The 16042-nt window shown below is 68.2% G+C and carries 16 protein-coding genes; 13 read left to right on the forward strand and 3 right to left on the reverse strand.

From position 1 onward, the window contains the following. Nucleotides 1-35: 35 nt before the first annotated feature. From HZ992_RS02345 to HZ992_RS02370, 6 genes are all read left to right on the forward strand, one after another. Nucleotides 36-1031: a tripartite tricarboxylate transporter substrate binding protein gene (locus HZ992_RS02345; protein WP_371816775.1), complete on the forward strand. Its 996-nt coding sequence runs from the start codon at nucleotides 36-38 to the stop codon at nucleotides 1029-1031. 13 nt (nucleotides 1032-1044) lie between these two features. Next, a complete protein-coding gene (locus tag HZ992_RS02350; protein ID WP_209385080.1) occupies nucleotides 1045-1944 on the forward strand; it encodes an SDR family NAD(P)-dependent oxidoreductase in 900 nt (299 codons plus the stop codon). A gap of 69 nt (nucleotides 1945-2013) precedes the next feature. Further along, nucleotides 2014-2349, forward strand: coding sequence for a preprotein translocase subunit YajC (yajC, locus tag HZ992_RS02355; RefSeq protein ID WP_209385081.1), 336 nt, complete (start codon nucleotides 2014-2016; stop codon nucleotides 2347-2349). A gap of 90 nt (nucleotides 2350-2439) precedes the next feature. Further along, nucleotides 2440-4329 carry a protein translocase subunit SecD gene (secD, locus tag HZ992_RS02360; protein WP_209385082.1) on the forward strand — a complete coding sequence of 630 codons (1890 nt, stop codon included), beginning with the start codon at nucleotides 2440-2442 and terminating at the stop codon, nucleotides 4327-4329. Nucleotides 4330-4341: 12 nt separating this feature from the next. Beyond that, a complete protein-coding gene (secF, locus tag HZ992_RS02365; RefSeq protein WP_209385083.1) occupies nucleotides 4342-5373 on the forward strand; it encodes a protein translocase subunit SecF in 1032 nt (343 codons plus the stop codon). A gap of 49 nt (nucleotides 5374-5422) precedes the next feature. Then, entirely contained in the window at nucleotides 5423-7711 is a 2289-nt protein-coding gene (locus HZ992_RS02370; RefSeq protein WP_209385084.1) for a DUF1631 family protein, read from the forward strand. 18 nt (nucleotides 7712-7729) lie between these two features. Here HZ992_RS02370 and HZ992_RS02375 read toward each other — a convergent pair whose 3' ends face one another. The 3 genes from HZ992_RS02375 to HZ992_RS02385 are packed head-to-tail and all read right to left on the reverse strand — an operon-like array spanning nucleotide 7730 to nucleotide 10561. Next, entirely contained in the window at nucleotides 7730-8182 is a 453-nt protein-coding gene (locus HZ992_RS02375; RefSeq protein ID WP_209385085.1) for a Smg family protein, read from the reverse strand. Nucleotides 8183-8239: 57 nt separating this feature from the next. Next, on the reverse strand, nucleotides 8240-9358 hold the full coding sequence (gene dprA / locus HZ992_RS02380; protein ID WP_209385086.1) for a DNA-processing protein DprA: 1119 nt from the start codon (nucleotides 9356-9358) through the stop codon (nucleotides 8240-8242). Nucleotides 9359-9391: 33 nt separating this feature from the next. After that, nucleotides 9392-10561: a LysM peptidoglycan-binding domain-containing protein gene (locus HZ992_RS02385; protein ID WP_209385087.1), complete on the reverse strand. Its 1170-nt coding sequence runs from the start codon at nucleotides 10559-10561 to the stop codon at nucleotides 9392-9394. A 237-nt stretch (nucleotides 10562-10798) separates the two neighbouring features. Between HZ992_RS02385 and def the strand changes: the two genes are divergently transcribed. The 7 genes from def (at nucleotide 10799) to HZ992_RS02420 (ending at nucleotide 16016) form a co-directional block, all read left to right on the forward strand. Then, nucleotides 10799-11311 (forward strand): peptide deformylase, encoded by a 513-nt coding sequence (gene def, locus HZ992_RS02390; RefSeq protein ID WP_209385088.1) that lies wholly within the window; start codon nucleotides 10799-10801, stop codon nucleotides 11309-11311. Nucleotides 11312-11318: 7 nt separating this feature from the next. Then, a complete protein-coding gene (gene fmt, locus HZ992_RS02395; RefSeq protein WP_209385089.1) occupies nucleotides 11319-12278 on the forward strand; it encodes a methionyl-tRNA formyltransferase in 960 nt (319 codons plus the stop codon). Nucleotides 12279-12333: 55 nt separating this feature from the next. Further along, nucleotides 12334-13185 carry a zinc metalloprotease HtpX gene (htpX, locus tag HZ992_RS02400; protein ID WP_209385090.1) on the forward strand — a complete coding sequence of 284 codons (852 nt, stop codon included), beginning with the start codon at nucleotides 12334-12336 and terminating at the stop codon, nucleotides 13183-13185. 81 nt (nucleotides 13186-13266) lie between these two features. Continuing rightward, nucleotides 13267-13644 (forward strand): hypothetical protein, encoded by a 378-nt coding sequence (locus tag HZ992_RS02405; RefSeq protein ID WP_209385091.1) that lies wholly within the window; start codon nucleotides 13267-13269, stop codon nucleotides 13642-13644. Nucleotides 13645-13692: 48 nt separating this feature from the next. Further along, nucleotides 13693-14421: an AzlC family ABC transporter permease gene (locus HZ992_RS02410; RefSeq protein ID WP_209385092.1), complete on the forward strand. Its 729-nt coding sequence runs from the start codon at nucleotides 13693-13695 to the stop codon at nucleotides 14419-14421. After that, the gene (locus HZ992_RS02415; protein WP_209385093.1) at nucleotides 14418-14750 is read left to right on the forward strand and encodes an AzlD domain-containing protein; all 333 of its coding nucleotides are present in this window, start codon (nucleotides 14418-14420) and stop codon (nucleotides 14748-14750) included. Before HZ992_RS02410 ends, HZ992_RS02415 begins: the two co-directional genes overlap by 4 nt. A gap of 72 nt (nucleotides 14751-14822) precedes the next feature. Further along, nucleotides 14823-16016: a phosphoglycerate kinase gene (locus HZ992_RS02420; protein WP_209385094.1), complete on the forward strand. Its 1194-nt coding sequence runs from the start codon at nucleotides 14823-14825 to the stop codon at nucleotides 16014-16016. Nucleotides 16017-16042: the final 26 nt, after the last annotated feature.

Here is a 16042-nt window from a genome sequence, read left to right on the forward strand (position 1 = left end):
ATCATGCCGGCCTCGCCCCTGCGCTGGAGATGACCATGCCGTCCAATGCCACCCTGCACCCGTCGCGCCGCCGCCTGCTCGCCGTCGCCCTGGCCGGCGCGGCCGCCTGCCTGGCCCTGCCTGCGCCCGCCGCGGCGCAGGCCTTCCCGAACAAGCCGATCACGCTGATCGTGCCCTGGCCGGCCGGCGGCTCGACCGACCGCCACCTGCGCGGCCTCGCGGAGATCGCCGGCCGCCACCTCGGCCAGCCGGTGATCGTCTCCAACCAGCCGGGCGCCGGCGGCACGCTGGGGCCGGGCAACATGGCGCTCAATGCCAGGCCCGACGGCTACACGATCGCCCAGTTCCCGATGGGCATGCTGCGCATCCCGCACATGAGCAAGCAGCAGTGGCATCCGATCAACGATTTCAGCTTCATCCTGGGCGTCTCGGGCTACACCTTCGGCTTCGTCGTCAAGGCCGACTCGCCACACAAGAGCTTCAACGACTACATCGAGGCGGCGCGCAAGGCGCCTGGCCAGGTCAACTACGGCTCCACCGGCAACGGCACGTCGCCGCACCTGCTGATGGAAGAGGTGGCCGCCGCCGCCAAGGCACAGCTCACGCACGTGCCCTACAAGGGCAACGCCGACCTGATGCAGTCGCTGCTGGGCGGCCACGTGATGGCGGCCAGCGACGCCACCGGCTGGGACAAGTTCGTCGATGGCGGGCAGATGCGCCTGCTCGTCACCTTCGGCGAAAACCGCACCAAGCGCTGGCCCAACGTGCCCACGGCGAAGGACCTCGGCTACGGCGTCGTGTCGAGTTCGCCCTACGGACTGGTCGGCCCCAAGGGCATGGACCCGGCGGTGCTGAAGACCCTTCACGATGCCTTCAAGAAGGCGATGGACGACCCCAAGCATCTCGAGCTCATCGAGCAGCTCAACCAGGACCTCTGGTACCGCAGCGGCGAAGACTATGCAAAATGGGCCGTCGAAACCTTTGCCAGGGACAAGGCGCTGATCGAGCGCCTCGGCCTGGCGGCCAAATGACGGGAACACGGGAATGAGCATTCGATTCGACGGCCAGGTGGCCATCGTCACCGGCGCGGGTGGTGGCCTGGGGCGCCAGCATGCGCTGGCGCTGGCCAAGCGCGGCGCGAAGGTGGTGGTCAACGACTTCGGCCGGGCCGCCGAGGGGCAGTCGCTGACGGCTGCCGAGGCCGTCGTGCGCGAGATCGAGGCGGCCGGCGGCATGGCGGTGGCCCACGGAGCCTCCGTCACCGACGAGGCGGGCGTGGCCGCGATGGTGGCCGACACGATGCAGCGCTGGGGACGCATCGACATCCTCGTCAACAACGCCGGCATCCTGCGCGACAAGAGCTTCGCGAAGATGGACCTGGCCGACTTCCGCTTGGTGCTCGACGTCCACCTGATGGGCGCAGTGATCTGCACCCACGCGGTGTGGCCCGTCATGCGCGCGCAGAAGTACGGCCGCGTGGTGATGACGACCTCGTCGTCGGGCCTGTACGGCAATTTCGGCCAGTCGAACTACGGCGCCGCGAAGATGGCCCTGGTCGGGCTGATGCAGACGCTCTCGCTCGAGGGCGCGAAGGACGGGATACGGGTGAACTGCCTGGCGCCGACGGCCGCCACGCGCATGACCGAAGGGCTGCTGCCGCCGGCGGTGCTGGACAGGCTGACGCCGGAATCGGTCACCCCGGGCCTGCTGTACCTGGTGTCGCAGGACGCGCCCACGCGCGCGATCCTGTGCGCAGGTGCCGGCACCTTCGAGCGCGCCCACGTGACGATGACCCAGGGGGTGCACATCGGCTCGGGGCCGGATGCGGCCGAGCGGGTGGCCGCGCGCTTCGACGAGATTTCCGACCGCGACGGCGAGACCGTGCCCGACAGTGGCGCCGCACAGGGAACCAACGAGGTCGGCAAGGCCATGCAGGCCGGCTGAGGCTCACCCGTACAATCCACAGGTTTTGCCCCCGGCGTGGCCGGGGGCGTACTTGCGAGGATGCCACCCGTGTTCATTTCCCAAGCCTACGCGCAGGCCGCTCCGGCGCCTGCCGCCGCCCCCGACTCCTTCCTCGGCAGCCTGGGCAGCATGCTGCCGCTGCTGCTGATGTTCGTGGTGCTGTACTTCGTGATGATCCGCCCCCAGATGAAGCGGCAGAAGGAACACAAGGCCATGATCGACGCGCTGGCCAAGGGCGACGAAGTCGTCACCGGCGGCGGGATGATCGGCCGCGTCTCGAAGATCGGCGAGAGCTACGTGCACGTCGAGGTGGCCAGCGGCGTCGAGCTGCAGGTGCAGCGCACGGCGATCGTCCAGGTCCTGCCCAAGGGCACGTTCAAGTAAGCGAGTGCCGGGCGAACGCGTGACAGCGCGCTCCGCCCCGTGCGGCCCGCCTGCCACGAGCAGCTGGTCCGGGCCGTCAAGGAAGTCGTCATGAACCGCTACCCGTTGTGGAAGTACGCGATCCTCGTGGTCGCGCTGATCGTCGGACTGATCTACACGCTGCCGAACTTCTTCGGCGAGGCGCCGGCCGTGCAGGTCAGCAGCGCGAAGGCGACCCTGAAGATCGATGCCGCCTTCGTGCCGCGTGTCGAGCAGGCGCTCAGCGCCGCCGGGGTCAAGGCAGACTTCGTTCAGTTCGACGGCAACTCGGTGAAGGCGCGCTTCGACACCACCGACAACCAGATCAAGGGCAAGGACGCCATCGTCAAGGCGCTCAACCCCGATGCCAACGACCCGAGCTACATCGTCGCGCTGAACCTGCTCTCGCGCTCGCCGCGGTGGCTCAGTTCGATGCACGCGTTGCCGATGTACCTGGGCCTGGACCTGCGAGGCGGCGTGCACTTCCTGATGCAGGTCGACATGAAGGCGGCGCTGACCAAGAAGGCCGAGGCGCTGACCGGCGACATCCGAACGCTGCTTCGTGACAAGAACCTGCGCCATGCCGGCATCACGCGCGACGGCAACAACGTCGACATCCGCTTCCGTGACCGCGATACGCTGACGGCCGCCCGCAACCTGCTGGCCGACCAGCTGCCCGACCTGGCCTGGACCGAGGCGCCCGACGGCAGCGACTTCAAGCTGTCCGGCGTGCTCAAGCCGGAGGCCGCGCGTGCGGTGCAGGAAACGGCGGTCAAGCAGAACATCACCACGCTGCACAACCGTGTCAACGAGCTCGGCGTGGCCGAGCCGGTGATCCAGCAACAGGGCCTGGACCGCGTGGTCGTGCAGCTGCCCGGCGTGCAGGACACCGCCAAGGCCAAGGACATCATCGGCCGCACCGCCACGCTGGAAGTGCGCATGGTCGAAGACAGCGCCGAGGCCGCCGCGGCCGCGGTGGGCAGCGGCCCGGTGCCTTTCGGCACCGAGCGCTATGTCGAGCGCGGCGGCTCGGGCCTGATCCTCAAGCGGCAGGTCATTCTCACCGGCGAGAACCTGGTTGACGCGCAGGCCGGCTTCGACAGCCAGACGCAGGAGCCGACCGTCAACCTGACGCTGGACGCCAAGGGCGCGCGGATCTTCCGCGACGTCACGCGCGAGAGCGTGGGCAAGCGCATGGCCATCCTGCTGTTCGAGAAGGGCAAGGGCGAGGTCGTCACCGCACCGGTGATCCGCAGCGAGATCGGCGGCGGCCGCGTGCAGATCTCCGGGCGCATGACCACGATGGAAGCCAACGACACGGCGCTGCTGCTGCGTTCGGGCTCGCTGGCTGCGCCGATGGAGATCATCGAGGAACGCACCATCGGCCCGAGCCTGGGCGCCGAGAACATCGCCAAGGGCTTCAACAGCGTGCTGTACGGATTCGCTGCCATCGGCGTGTTCATGTGCCTGTACTACCTGCTGTTCGGCGTCTTCTCGACGCTGGCGCTGGCCTTCAACGTGCTGCTGCTGATCGCGGTGCTGTCGATGCTGCAGGCCACGCTGACGCTGCCGGGCATCGCGGCCATCGCGCTGGCGCTGGGCATGGCGATCGACGCCAACGTGCTGATCAACGAGCGGGTGCGCGAAGAGTTGCGCAACGGCGCCTCGCCGCAGGTGGCCATCAACACCGGCTACGAGCGGGCCTGGGCGACCATTCTCGACTCGAACGTCACCACGCTGATCGCCGGCGTGGCACTGCTCGCCTTCGGCTCCGGCCCGGTGCGCGGCTTCGCGATCGTGCACTGCCTGGGCATCCTCACGTCGATGTTCTCGGCCGTGATGTTCTCGCGCGGCCTCGTCAACCTCTGGTACGGCCGCCAGAAGAAGCTCAAGGGCGTGTCGATCGGCCAGGTGTGGAAGCCTGCAGCCGAGCCCGGCAGCGAACCCGCGACGAAGGCCTGAGGAGGACAGACCATGGAATTCTTCCGCATTCGCCGCGACATCCCGTTCATGCGCCATGCGCTGGTGCTGAACGTGATCTCGGCCGTGACCTTCCTCGCCGCGGTGTTCTTCATCGCCACGCGCGGGCTGCACCTGTCGATCGAGTTCACCGGCGGCACGGTGATCGAGGTCGAGTACCCGCAGGCGGCGCAGCTCGAGAAGGTGCGCGCCACCGTCGACACGCTGAACTTCGGCGAGGTTCAGGTGCAGAACTTCGGCACTTCGCGCGACGTGCTGATCCGCCTGCCGGTGCGCGGCGACGTCAAGCAGGCCGAGGTGGTGTCGCGGGTGTTCGACGCTCTGTGCAAGTCCGAAGGTGCGAGCACGAGCAACGTGCAGACCACCAGTGACAAGGGCGAGGCCATCAGCAAGGTGGTGTGCGGCAAGGACGGCGCCGAACCGGTGCGGTTGCAGCGCAGCGAGTTCGTCGGGCCGTCGGTGGGCTCGGAGCTGGCGCGCGACGGCGCCTACGCGCTGATCGCCACCGTGGTGGGCATCATGCTCTACCTCGCGATCCGCTTCGAGTGGAAGTTCTCGGTGGCGGGCATCGTGGCCAACCTGCACGACGTGGTCATCATCGTCGGCTTCTTCGCCTTCTTCCAGTGGGAGTTCTCGCTGGCGGTGCTGGCCGCGGTGCTGGCGGTGCTGGGCTATTCGGTCAACGAGTCGGTGGTGATCTTCGACCGGGTGCGCGAAGCCTTCCGCAAGTACCGCAAGCTGAACTCGCGCGAGGTGATCGACCACGCCATCACAAGCACCATCAGCCGCACCATCATCACCCATGGCAGCACACTGATGATGGTGGTGTCGATGTACATCTTCGGCGGCGCGACGCTGCATTACTTTGCGCTGGCGCTGATGATCGGCATCCTGTTCGGCATCTATTCGTCGGTGTTCGTCGCCGCCGCCATCGCGATGTGGCTGGGTGTCAAGCGTGAGGATCTGGTGCGACAGGGGCCGAAGGAAACCGACCCCGACGATCCGAATGCCGGGGCCGTGGTGTAGAGTGCCGTAGACAGTCCACGACGCCCGCCCACCCCACCACCCAATGGCGATGACGCCCGCGACCCAGAACGCGTTGGCCCAGCAGGCCCGGCGCGCCTACGTCGAGGGTGCGCTGCGCGGCCTTCCCGGGCTGGTGCAATCGGTCGAGCGGGGAGCCAAGGCGCTGGCCAGCCAGAACGCCGAGCCCGCCGTGGCCATGAAGCGCCGCGACATGGTGCTCGATCTGCAGAAGGCGGCGCCGTTCTGGCAGCAGGGAATGATTTCCATGCTGCGCAGCGCGATCAGCAGCGGCATGGTGTCGGCCTCCCGCCCCGGCGATCTGCCCCACCCCTCCAACCGCGGCAACAACCTGAGCCTGGTCGACGACGACACGATCGAGCACGAGATTCTCAGCTCGCGCCTGGCGCTGGCCATGATGGACCGCGCCTCTTGGGAGTTCAGCGATCTGCGTTCGCGCATCGGCCAGCTCGAAAAGCGCGAAGAACTGGACCCCAACGACGCGCTGCGGCCGCATGTGCTGGCGCGCATCGCCACGGCCTCGTGGCGCGCGGCGGGCCTGGGCCTGGACACCTGGCGGCTTCTGCAGACGGTGCTCCACGACGAGTTCGCGCAGTTCGTCGAGGAGGGCTATCACGAGATCAACGCCTGGCTGATCCAGCGCCGGGTGATGCCCGATGTCGATCTGCGGCCGTTCATCAAGCGCTCGGCCAACTCGGCATGGGTGGGTTCGGTCGCCTCTGGCGTGCACAGCCTGTCGGGGGTGCACACCTCAGGCCACGGTCGCATGGGTGTCGGCGAGGAAACCCGCCTGATGACGCGTGCCGGCGCGCTGGCACGCGGCATCGACCATGCCGAGGCGGTGCTCGGCCGCCTGAACAAGCTCATCGGCCGGCAGCTGCCGGAGTTCGTGGCCACGCAGCAGGCCGGTGCCACCGCGGCCGTGGCCTCGCCGGCGCTGCGTGCGGCGATCTCCGACGCGCAGCAAGGCATCGCGCGTCGGCTGGCTCCGGCCGGTGGCGCGCGCACCGACGTTGGTGCGGTCAGCACGCCGGCGATGCTGGAAGAGCTGCACCAGCGCAAGCAGGCGCTGAAGCAGGCGGCAGCGACGCCGGTGGAGCGGGCCACCATCGAGATCGTGGCCTTGCTGTTCCAGAGCATCTTGACCGAAGAGCGCATCCCGGCGTCGGTGCGCGTGTGGTTCGCACGGCTGCAGATGCCGGTGCTGCGTGTGGCGGTCAGCGAGCCCGACTTCTTCGCCACCGTCGACCATCCGGCGCGCAAGCTGATTGACCGCATGGGGGCCTGCGTGATGGGCTTCGACGCCACTGGACGGGCCGTGGCGGACCTCCTCGAAAAGGAGATCAAGCGTGTCGTGCAGGTCGTCGAGGCCTACCCGGACACCGGGCGCCGCGTTTTCCAGACCGTGCTGACCGAATTCGAGAAGTTTCTCGAGCACTACTTCAAGAACCAGAACGAGGCGTCGCGCAAGGGCGTCTCGCTGGCACAGCAGGTCGAGCAGCGCGAGACGCTGGCGATCCAGTACACCATCGAGTTGCGCAAGATGCTCAACGAGATGCCGGTGCAGGAGGGCGTTCGCGAGTTCCTGTTCCAGGTCTGGGCCGACGTGATGGCGATGACCGCGGTGAAGGCCGGTATCCAGAGCGATCAGACCAAGGCCATGAAGCGCGTGGCCGCCGACCTCATCTGGTCGGCCAGCGCCAAGGTGTCGCGCGAGGAGCGGGCGGAGGTGATCCGGCGCCTGCCGCCGCTTCTGAAGACGCTGCGCGAGGGCATGGAGAACGCCGGCGTGCCGGTCGACAAGCAGGACGAGCACATCCAGCGGCTGAACAACTCGCTGGCGGCGGCGTTCACGGCCAAGGCCGCGGTCATCCCGCACGAGCGGCTCGAGGAACTGATGGGCCGCCTCGAGACGCTCGAGGAACTGCTGCCCGAGGCGGCCGACGTCGAGATCGACGAATCGATGGTGCTCGATCTCTCCGGCCACGAGAGCTCCGAGCTCGAGGTGGTGGGCGAGGGCGGCTCGATGCCGACGCCGGCCATGGTCGCCTGGGCCCGTGAGCTCCAGGTGGGCAGCTGGTACATGCTGGACTACCGCAATCGCAACGAAGCGGTGCAACTCGCCTGGCAGGGGCTTCGCAAGCAGCTCACGCTGTTCGTGTCACCGCAGGGCCGCGGCATCCTGTTCCAGCAGCATCGGCTGGCGGCGTTCCTGCAAGCGGGCCTGCTGGTGCCGGCCCAGGACGAATCGCTGACGGTGAAGGCCACGCGCAGTGCGCTGGCCAAGCTCGACGTCGATCCCGCGCGCCTGCTGAACTGAGCGGTTCGGCCGCCGGCGTCAGTGGATCAGCCGGTCTTCGGCGGCCACGAACAGTTCGTCGAGGATCAGCGCGTCGGGCTCTTCGCCCAGGCTCCAGAACACCATCAGCACGATGATCTTCAGGTCTTCCAGGTCGATCGGCCCGCCGTTGATCGCGCTGGCACGGTCGATGACCATCTCGCGCATCGGCGGCGGCAGCACGCCGGCGGATTCGAGGAAGCTGATGAAGCCGATCGACTCCTCGCCGAGGTGATCCTGCTCCTGCGGCGAATAGACGCGCAAGGCACTGGGGCCCTGGTCGCCGACGTAGGACTCGGACGCCGAAGCGAGCCCGTCGAGCCAGCTCAGCGCCTCCTGGATCTCGTCCGACTCGAAGCCCACCGACGACAGCTTGCGTGTCAGCTGATCGTGGTCGGGACACGCATCGGGCCGCCAGTAGTTTTCGTACAGGTAGACGAGCACGTCGAACATGAATCCACTATACCCCAGCGCCCTGCACGAGGGAGCGTGAAGAATCGTCCGCAGGCTTCAGCCCTGGCCGATGCGCTGGAAGCACTGGCCCGGCAGCCTCGCCACCACGCCGTCGAGCTCGAGTTCGAGCAGGCGAACGTTGAGCTCCGCTGCGCTCCAGCCGGTGCGATTGACCAGTTCGTCCAGGCTGATCGGGTCATATCCCATCGCCTCGACGATGGGGTGCTCGGCCGAGGGCGTGGTGGTCTTCGTGTTGGCGACCGCGTCGTCTAGGCCTGGCCAGCGCAGCTCTTCGAGAATGTCGCGGGCTGCTTCGACCAGCTTGGCACCCTGCTTGATGAGGGCGTGGCAGCCTTTCGATTGCGGCGAGTGGATGGAGCCGGGAATGGCGAACACTTCGCGTCCGGCCTCGACGGCCAGGCGCGCAGTGATCAGTGACCCGGACTGCAGTGCGGCCTCGACCACCAGCGTGCCCCGCGACAGGCCCGCGATGATGCGGTTGCGCTGCGGGAAGTTCTCAGCCAGCGGCGGGGTTCCGAGTGAGTATTCGCTGACGATCAAGCCTTCGTCAGCAATGCGCCTCGCCAGGGCGAGGTGGCTCTTCGGATAGGCGCGGTCGAGCCCGGTTCCGACCACCGCGACGGTGCTGGCGGCGTTCTCCAGGGCTCCGGTGTGGGCGGCTCCATCGATGCCCAGGGCCAGTCCGGAAACGATGGTCAGCCCCGCTCGCCCCAGCTCCGCAGCGAACGCCTGCGCATTCTCGCGGCCTTGCGGCGTCGGATTGCGGCTGCCGACGATGGCCAGCGATTCGCCGCGAAGCAACTCGACCCGGCCGATCGCGTACAGCAGCAGGGGTGGGTCGGCCGTCTCGAGCAGCGCCGCGGGGTAGTCAGGATCTCCCAGTGCGACGAGGTGCCGCTGCGGACCATCGGTCTTCGCCAGCCATTCGAGCGTGAGCCGCAGCAGCGCATCGTGGCCGTCTCCTGCCTGCGACAACGCACGTGCAGCGACCGCGCCGATGACTTCCTTGCGCCGTGCTTCGCTGGCGGCGAGCACGGCCTGAGGGGAGCCAAAGGCGGTGAGGAGCCGCCGCGCCGACTCGCGTCCGACCTGGGGGGTCTCGAGGAGCCGCAGCCAGGCAGCAATCTCATCCGCGTCGCAGTCGACGGCGCGCATGTGAGCGAGGCGCCGCCGATGCGCGCGCTGGCCTCAGGGCTGGGTGAACCCGTCGCCCGCCTTGACCGGATCCTTGACCGACAGGATCAGTGCATAGGACATGCGGTCGAAGACGCGGAACACGAACAGCATGCCGTGGCGTTCGTCGGGCAGCTTGATGGTCGGGCGCGACGCATCGGTCTTGTCGATCACGCGGGTGCCGGTGCGCCACAGCGCGAGCACGTGGCCGCGCTCCATGCCGTCGGCGGCGCCCTTGTTCAACGAGACGATCTGGTTCTGACCGGCCGTCAGGGCGTCACCGTAGATCGACACGATCTGGCCCGACAGCGGGCTCTGCGGCGCGTGCGGGGCGTAGTTGCTGAACTCGCGCGCGGGCGTTGGCGCCAGCCGATCGCCCACACCGGCTTCCTGCTTGATCGAGGTGACGGAGAAAGTGGCCGGGACGATCTCGGGCTTGCCGTCGGCACCGGTGCGGTTCTCGCCCTGGCGCACGTACTCGGCCGAGCCGACGTAGTTGGCCTCGTAGCCGAGGATTTCCTTCGTGGTCGGGTCGCGCAAGGGCTTGGCCTCGCGGAAGATCCTGAACTCGCGCTGTTGCGGAATCTCGCCGCGCACGTACGCGGTGTCACCGCGCGCGAGCAGGACGCGGCCTTCCTGGGTCGCCACGATGCGCGGCGCGGTCTCGAGTTCGTTGCCCTGGAAAATCAGCGCCTCGTTCAGGAAGGGCTCGATCAGGTGGAACGGGATTGACGGGATCGAGCCATCACCGAGTGCCGATGAGCGGATGCGCGGCGACAGCTTCACGGTGCCATCGGGGCCGATCTGCTGGCCCACGCGCAGGCGAGCGCGGCCGCCGCTCTTGTCCAGCAGCAGCACCTGGCCCGGGTAGATGAGGTGCGGGTTGCGGATCTGGTCGAGGTTCATGCCCCACAGTTCCGGCCAGCGCCACGGGCTCTTCAGGTAGAGCTTGGAGATGTCCCACAGCGTGTCGCCTGTCTTCACCGTGTACGAGTCGGGTGCGTTGGGCGACAGTTCAGACAGCGGCACGCCCGTCTGCGCGACTTGCTTGGCCGTGCTGCGTTGCTGCGAGGTCACCGGGTAGTCGACCGCCAGGGCCGAGCCGGCAAGCAGCATGGCACCGATGGCTGTCCCGAGCGCAGCGGCCCGGCGGGCAGGGGAGGCAGTGGGCTGGCGACGCTTCATGGGGTCGATTCTCCGGCGGCGCGGGTGTGGACAGTCGCGCTCTAGGGTTGCTGAGCCGAACGCTCCGTGCCCGGCCCGCATTCGGCGAAAATGCTCATACAGTTTCGAAGATTCTGCCTGTAAACCCTTGATATCGCAACGAAACTGGTCCGCGGTAGGCGCAGGTGTGAGGCCTGTCACGGAGCAGCCCGTTGTGTGCACTCCACAAGCGGTTCCGGCAGAATCGAATGGATACAAATGGCCGAACTCAACATCCTCCGCTACCCCGATCCCCGTCTCCACACGGTGGCTCGTCCCGTCGACCGGGTCGACGCGCGCATCCGCCGCCTCGTCGACGACATGCTCGAAACCATGTACGCCGCCGAAGGCGTCGGCCTGGCCGCCACCCAGGTCGACGTGCACGAACGCGTGATCGTCATGGACACCTCCGAGGGACGCGACGAGCCGCGCGTGCTGATCAACCCCGAAATCGTGGCGCGCAGCGACGAGATGGTCTTCGGCGACGAGGGCTGCCTGTCGGTGCCGACCATCTACGACAAGGTGTCGCGCCATGCGCGGGTCACCGTTCGCGCGCTGAACCGCTCGGGCGAGATCTACCAGTTCGACGCCGAGGGCCTGCTCTCGGTGTGTGTCCAGCACGAGATGGACCACCTGCTCGGCAAGGTGTTCGTCGAGTACCTCAGCCCGCTCAAGCGCGACCGCATCAAGACCAAGATGCTGAAGAAGTCGCGCGACGAGATCCGCGGCTGAAGCCGGCATGCGCGTCGTCTTCGCCGGCACGCCGGAGTTCGCCGCGGTCGCCTTGCAGCGGCTTCGCTCGGCGGGCTTCGAGATTCCGCTGGTGCTGACCCAACCCGATCGGCCCGCCGGCCGCGGCATGAAGCTTCACGCGTCGCCGGTGAAGGCGTTCGCGGTGTCGCAGGGCCTCGAGGTTGCACAGCCGCGCGGCTTGCGGCTCGACGGTAAGTACGCCGACGACGCTGCGGCGGCTCGCGCGGCCCTGATCGCGGCGCGCCCCGACGTGATGGTCGTGGCGGCCTATGGCCTGATTCTTCCGGCCTGGGTGCTCGAACTGCCGCGCCTGGGATGCCTGAACATCCACGCCTCGCTGCTGCCGCGCTGGCGTGGCGCCGCGCCGATCCATCGTGCCATCGAGGCCGGCGATGCACAGACCGGCATCACCGTGATGCAGATGGACACCGGCCTGGACACCGGCGACATGCTGCTCGCCGAGCGCGTGGCGATCCGGCCCGATGACACCACCGCCTCGCTGCACGATCGGCTGGCCGAACTCGGCGGGCGCCTGATCGTCGAAGCCCTCGAACTTGCGGCTTGCGGCGGACTCAAGCCGCAGCAGCAACCCGCCGAGGGCCTCACCTACGCCCACAAGATCGACAAGGCCGAGGCGGCCATCGACTGGCGCCAGGGTGCCGCCGTCATCGAACGCCGCTTGCGCGCCTTCGACCCGTTCCCGGGCGCCACCGGCGTGCTCGCCGGCGAGACGCTGAAGGTCTGGCGCGCCGAGCCCTGCGCGGGGGCCGGTCGACCCGGCGACGTGCTCGCGGTCGGAGAGGCCGGCATCGAGGTGGCCTGTGGCGAGGGTGCGCTGCGCCTGGTCGAACTGCAGCGGCCGGGAGGCAAGCGGCTGCAGGCCAGCGCCTTCCTGCAGGGCCACCGCGTCGCGCCGGGCATGGCTTTCGACACGCCGGCCGATTGAACTCCGCCGCGCCGTCCGCATCTACGGCACTCCAGTTTCACGAGGACCACGCAACATGTTCAATCTGATGAAGACCGCCATCCTGATGGCGGCGATCACCGCCCTGTTCATGGCCATCGGCTCGCTGATGGGCGGGCAGACGGGGATGATGCTGGCCCTCGCGGTGGCGGTGGCCATGAACTTCTTCAGCTACTGGTTCTCCGACAAGATGGTGCTGAAGATGTACAACGCGCGCGAAGTCGACGCGACGTCGGCGCCGCAGTTCTACCGCATGGTGCAGGATCTGGCGCAGCGCGCCGGCCTGCCGATGCCGCGCGTCTACGTGATCGACGAGGACGCCCCGAACGCCTTCGCCACCGGCCGCAACCCCGAGCACGCCGCCGTGGCAGCGACCACCGGAATCATGCGCGTGCTCAGCGAGCGTGAACTGCGCGGCGTGATGGCCCACGAGCTGGCCCACGTGCGCCACCGCGACATCCTCATCAGCACCGTGAGCGCCACGATGGCTGGCGCGATCTCGATGCTGGCCAACTTCGCGATGATCTTCGGCGGCCGCGACAGCGAAGGCCGCCCGGCCAACCCGATCGTCGGCCTGCTGGTGATGTTGCTGGCGCCGCTGGCCGCCAGCCTGATCCAGATGGCCATCAGCCGCTCGCGCGAGTTCGAGGCCGATCGCGGCGGCGCCGAGATCTCCGGCGATCCGCGCGCCCTGGCTTCGGCGCTGGAAAAGATCCATGCCTACGCGCGCGGCATCCCAATGGCCGCCGCCGAGCGCCACCCCGAGACGGCGCAGATGATGATCATGAACCCGCTGTCCGGCGGCGGGCTGCGCGGCCTGTTCTCCACCCACCCGGCAACTGAAGAGCGCGTGCAGCGCCTGCTGGCGATGGCGCCCGGCGCCCAGTAAGTCCGGCGGCGGCCGGCGCGGCGCTCAAGTCGCCGTGCCGGCGGCCGATACAGCGGTGAGCCCCTGTCGGGCCGGACTGCCATGAAACGCCATCTCGCCATCTTCGCCCTTGCCCTGCTCGCCGGTTGCGACATGCTGGGCATCGAGTCGCCCGAGAAGGTCGCTGCCACGCGCGAGGCCGACGGCAAGGCCGTCGGCGGCGCTTGCCGCCATGCTGGCCGGGCCATCGAGGACTGTTACGCGCTCAACAAGAAGGCCGATCGGGCCGCGGTGTTTGCCGGTTGGCGCGACATGAACGACTACATGCGCGAGAACAAGATCGAGGAAGTGCCGCCGCAGATCGCCGGCGTGGCCGCCAAGCCGGCAGCCGAAGAGGTCGCCGACGCCCACGTCGAAAAGCGCCCGGCCAAGGGCGGCGAAGCCAAGGCCAAGGACAAGCCGAAGGCGCGCGAGTCCTGAACTGAGCGCGGCCGAAGCCGCCTCCGATCGAGCGACGACAATGCGAGGATGACCTCGCTGCGCGCGTTGCTGAACGACCCCCATTTCCGCCGCGGCGCGCGCGACATGCTCGACTTCGCGCCGGGCATCGCCGCCTGGGGCCTGGTCACCGGCGTGGCCATGGCCAATAGCGGCCTGTCGATCCCGCTGGCGGTGCTGATGACGCTCACCGTCTACGCCGGCAGCGCTCAGCTCGCCTCTCTGCCTTTGCTGGCCGCCGGTGCGCCGATGTGGGTGGTGTGGGCCGCCGCCTTCTGCGTGAACCTGCGCTTCGTCATCTTCAGCGCGCAGTGGCGCGTGCACATGGGGCATCTGTCGCGCGGGCGGCGGATGGCCATCGGCTACCTGCTGGCCGACCTCAACCTGATCGCCTTCCAGCGCGCCTGGCCCGGCGCGAAACGCGAACCCGGGCAGGTGCACTACATCGTCGGCGGCATCGCGACGATCTGGTTCACCTGGCAGATCCCCTCGCTGTTCGGCATCTTCCTGTCCGAGGCCATACCCACGCAGTGGGGACTGGGCTTCGCCGGAACCCTGGCCATGCTGGGTCTGACCTACGGCCTGCTGAACGACCGCAGCACCTGGACGGCTGCCGCCGTCGCCGGGGCGGCCGCCGTGGCCACCTTCGCGCTGCCGCTCAAGCTCAACATCGTCGTCGCCATCGCCGCGGCCGTGGCCGCCGGGCTGTTGATCGACCAGGCCGAGCGCGCCGGCCAGCGGATGAAGGGCGGCACATGACCGATGGCTGGCTCGGCGCCGCGACCATCCTCGGCCTGGCCGTGGTCACTTTCGTTGCGCGCAACTTCTTTCTTTTTCCGGACCGCGAGGTCAAGATTCCGGCATGGCTGCAGCGGGGCCTGAAAGTGGCTCCGCTGGCGGCATTGGCCGCGGTGGTGGTGCCCGAGGTGCTCATGACCCAGGGCAAGCTCATCGCCACCTGGCAGGACGCCCGCTTACCCGCCGTCGCCGCTGCCTCGCTGTTCTACCTGTGGCGCCCCGGTGTGCTGGGGCCGCTGCTCGCCGGGTTGGCGGTCTTCCTGCCCTTGCGTTTGCTGTGGGGCTGGTGAGCAGGGCCCACGGCTGATTTCCGATTCGCCTTCGTAACCAAGTTACCTTATCATCAACTCTTGAGTTTCATCATGAACGTTCTTCGCTTCACCGATCTCATCGCTGCCGGCAAGGTCGCGGGCCAGCGTGTCTTCATCCGTGCCGACCTGAACGTGCCGCAGGACGACGCCGGCAAGATCACCGAGGACACCCGCATCCGCGCCAGCGTGCCCTGCATCGAGATGGCGCTGAAGGCCGGCGCCGCGGTGATGGTCACCTCGCACCTGGGCCGCCCCACCGAGGGCGAGTTCAAGCCCGAGGACTCGCTGGCTCCGGTGGCCGCGCGCATGAGCGAACTGCTCGGCCGTGAAGTGAAGCTCGTGTCCCATTGGGTCGATGGCGTGCAGGTCGCGCCCGGCCAGGTGGTGATGCTGGAGAACTGCCGCCTCAACAAGGGCGAGAAGAAGAACAACGAAGAACTGGCGAAGAAGATGGCCGCGCTGTGCGACATCTTCGTGCACGATGCCTTCGGCACCGCGCACCGCGCCGAGGCCTCGACCTACGGCATCGCGCAGTTCGCCAAGATCGCCTGCGCCGGCCCGCTGCTGGCCGCCGAGATCGACGCCATCACCAAGGCGCTGGCCCACCCGAAGCGGCCGCTGGTGGCCATCGTGGCCGGCAGCAAGGTCAGCACGAAGCTGACCATCCTGAAGAGCCTGGCGAACAACGTCGACCAGCTCATCGTCGGCGGCGGCATCGCCAACACCTTCATGCTGGCCAGCGGCCTGCCCATCGGCAAGAGCCTCGTCGAAGCCGACCTGCTGGAGGAAGCGAAGGCGGTCATCGAGGCGATGAAGGCGCGCGGCGCGGCCGTGCCGATCCCGGTCGACGTGGTCACCGCCAAGGAATTCAAGGCCGATGCCAAGGCCACGGTCAAGTTGTCCAAGGACGTCGAGGCCGACGACCTGATCCTCGACATCGGCCCTCAGACGTCGGCGCAGCTCGCGGCCCAGCTCAAGGCCGCCGGCACCATCGTCTGGAACGGCCCGGTGGGCGTGTTCGAGTTCGAGGCCTTCTCGCACGGTACCGAGGCGATCGCCCGGGCCATCGCCGCCAGTTCCGCCTTCAGCATCGCCGGCGGTGGCGACACGCTGGCGGCCATCGCCAAGTACGGCATCGAAAAGCAGGTGGGCTACATCTCCACCGGCGGAGGTGCCTTCCTCGAAGTGCTGGAGGGCAAGACGCTGCCGGCCTTCGAGATCCTCGCGAAGCGCGCGCAGGCATGACAGTCATGCCGGCAGGCAGGGGACGG

This window comes from Rhizobacter sp. AJA081-3 (assembly GCF_017795745.1).
Classification (GTDB): Bacteria; Pseudomonadota; Gammaproteobacteria; order Burkholderiales; family Burkholderiaceae_C; genus Piscinibacter.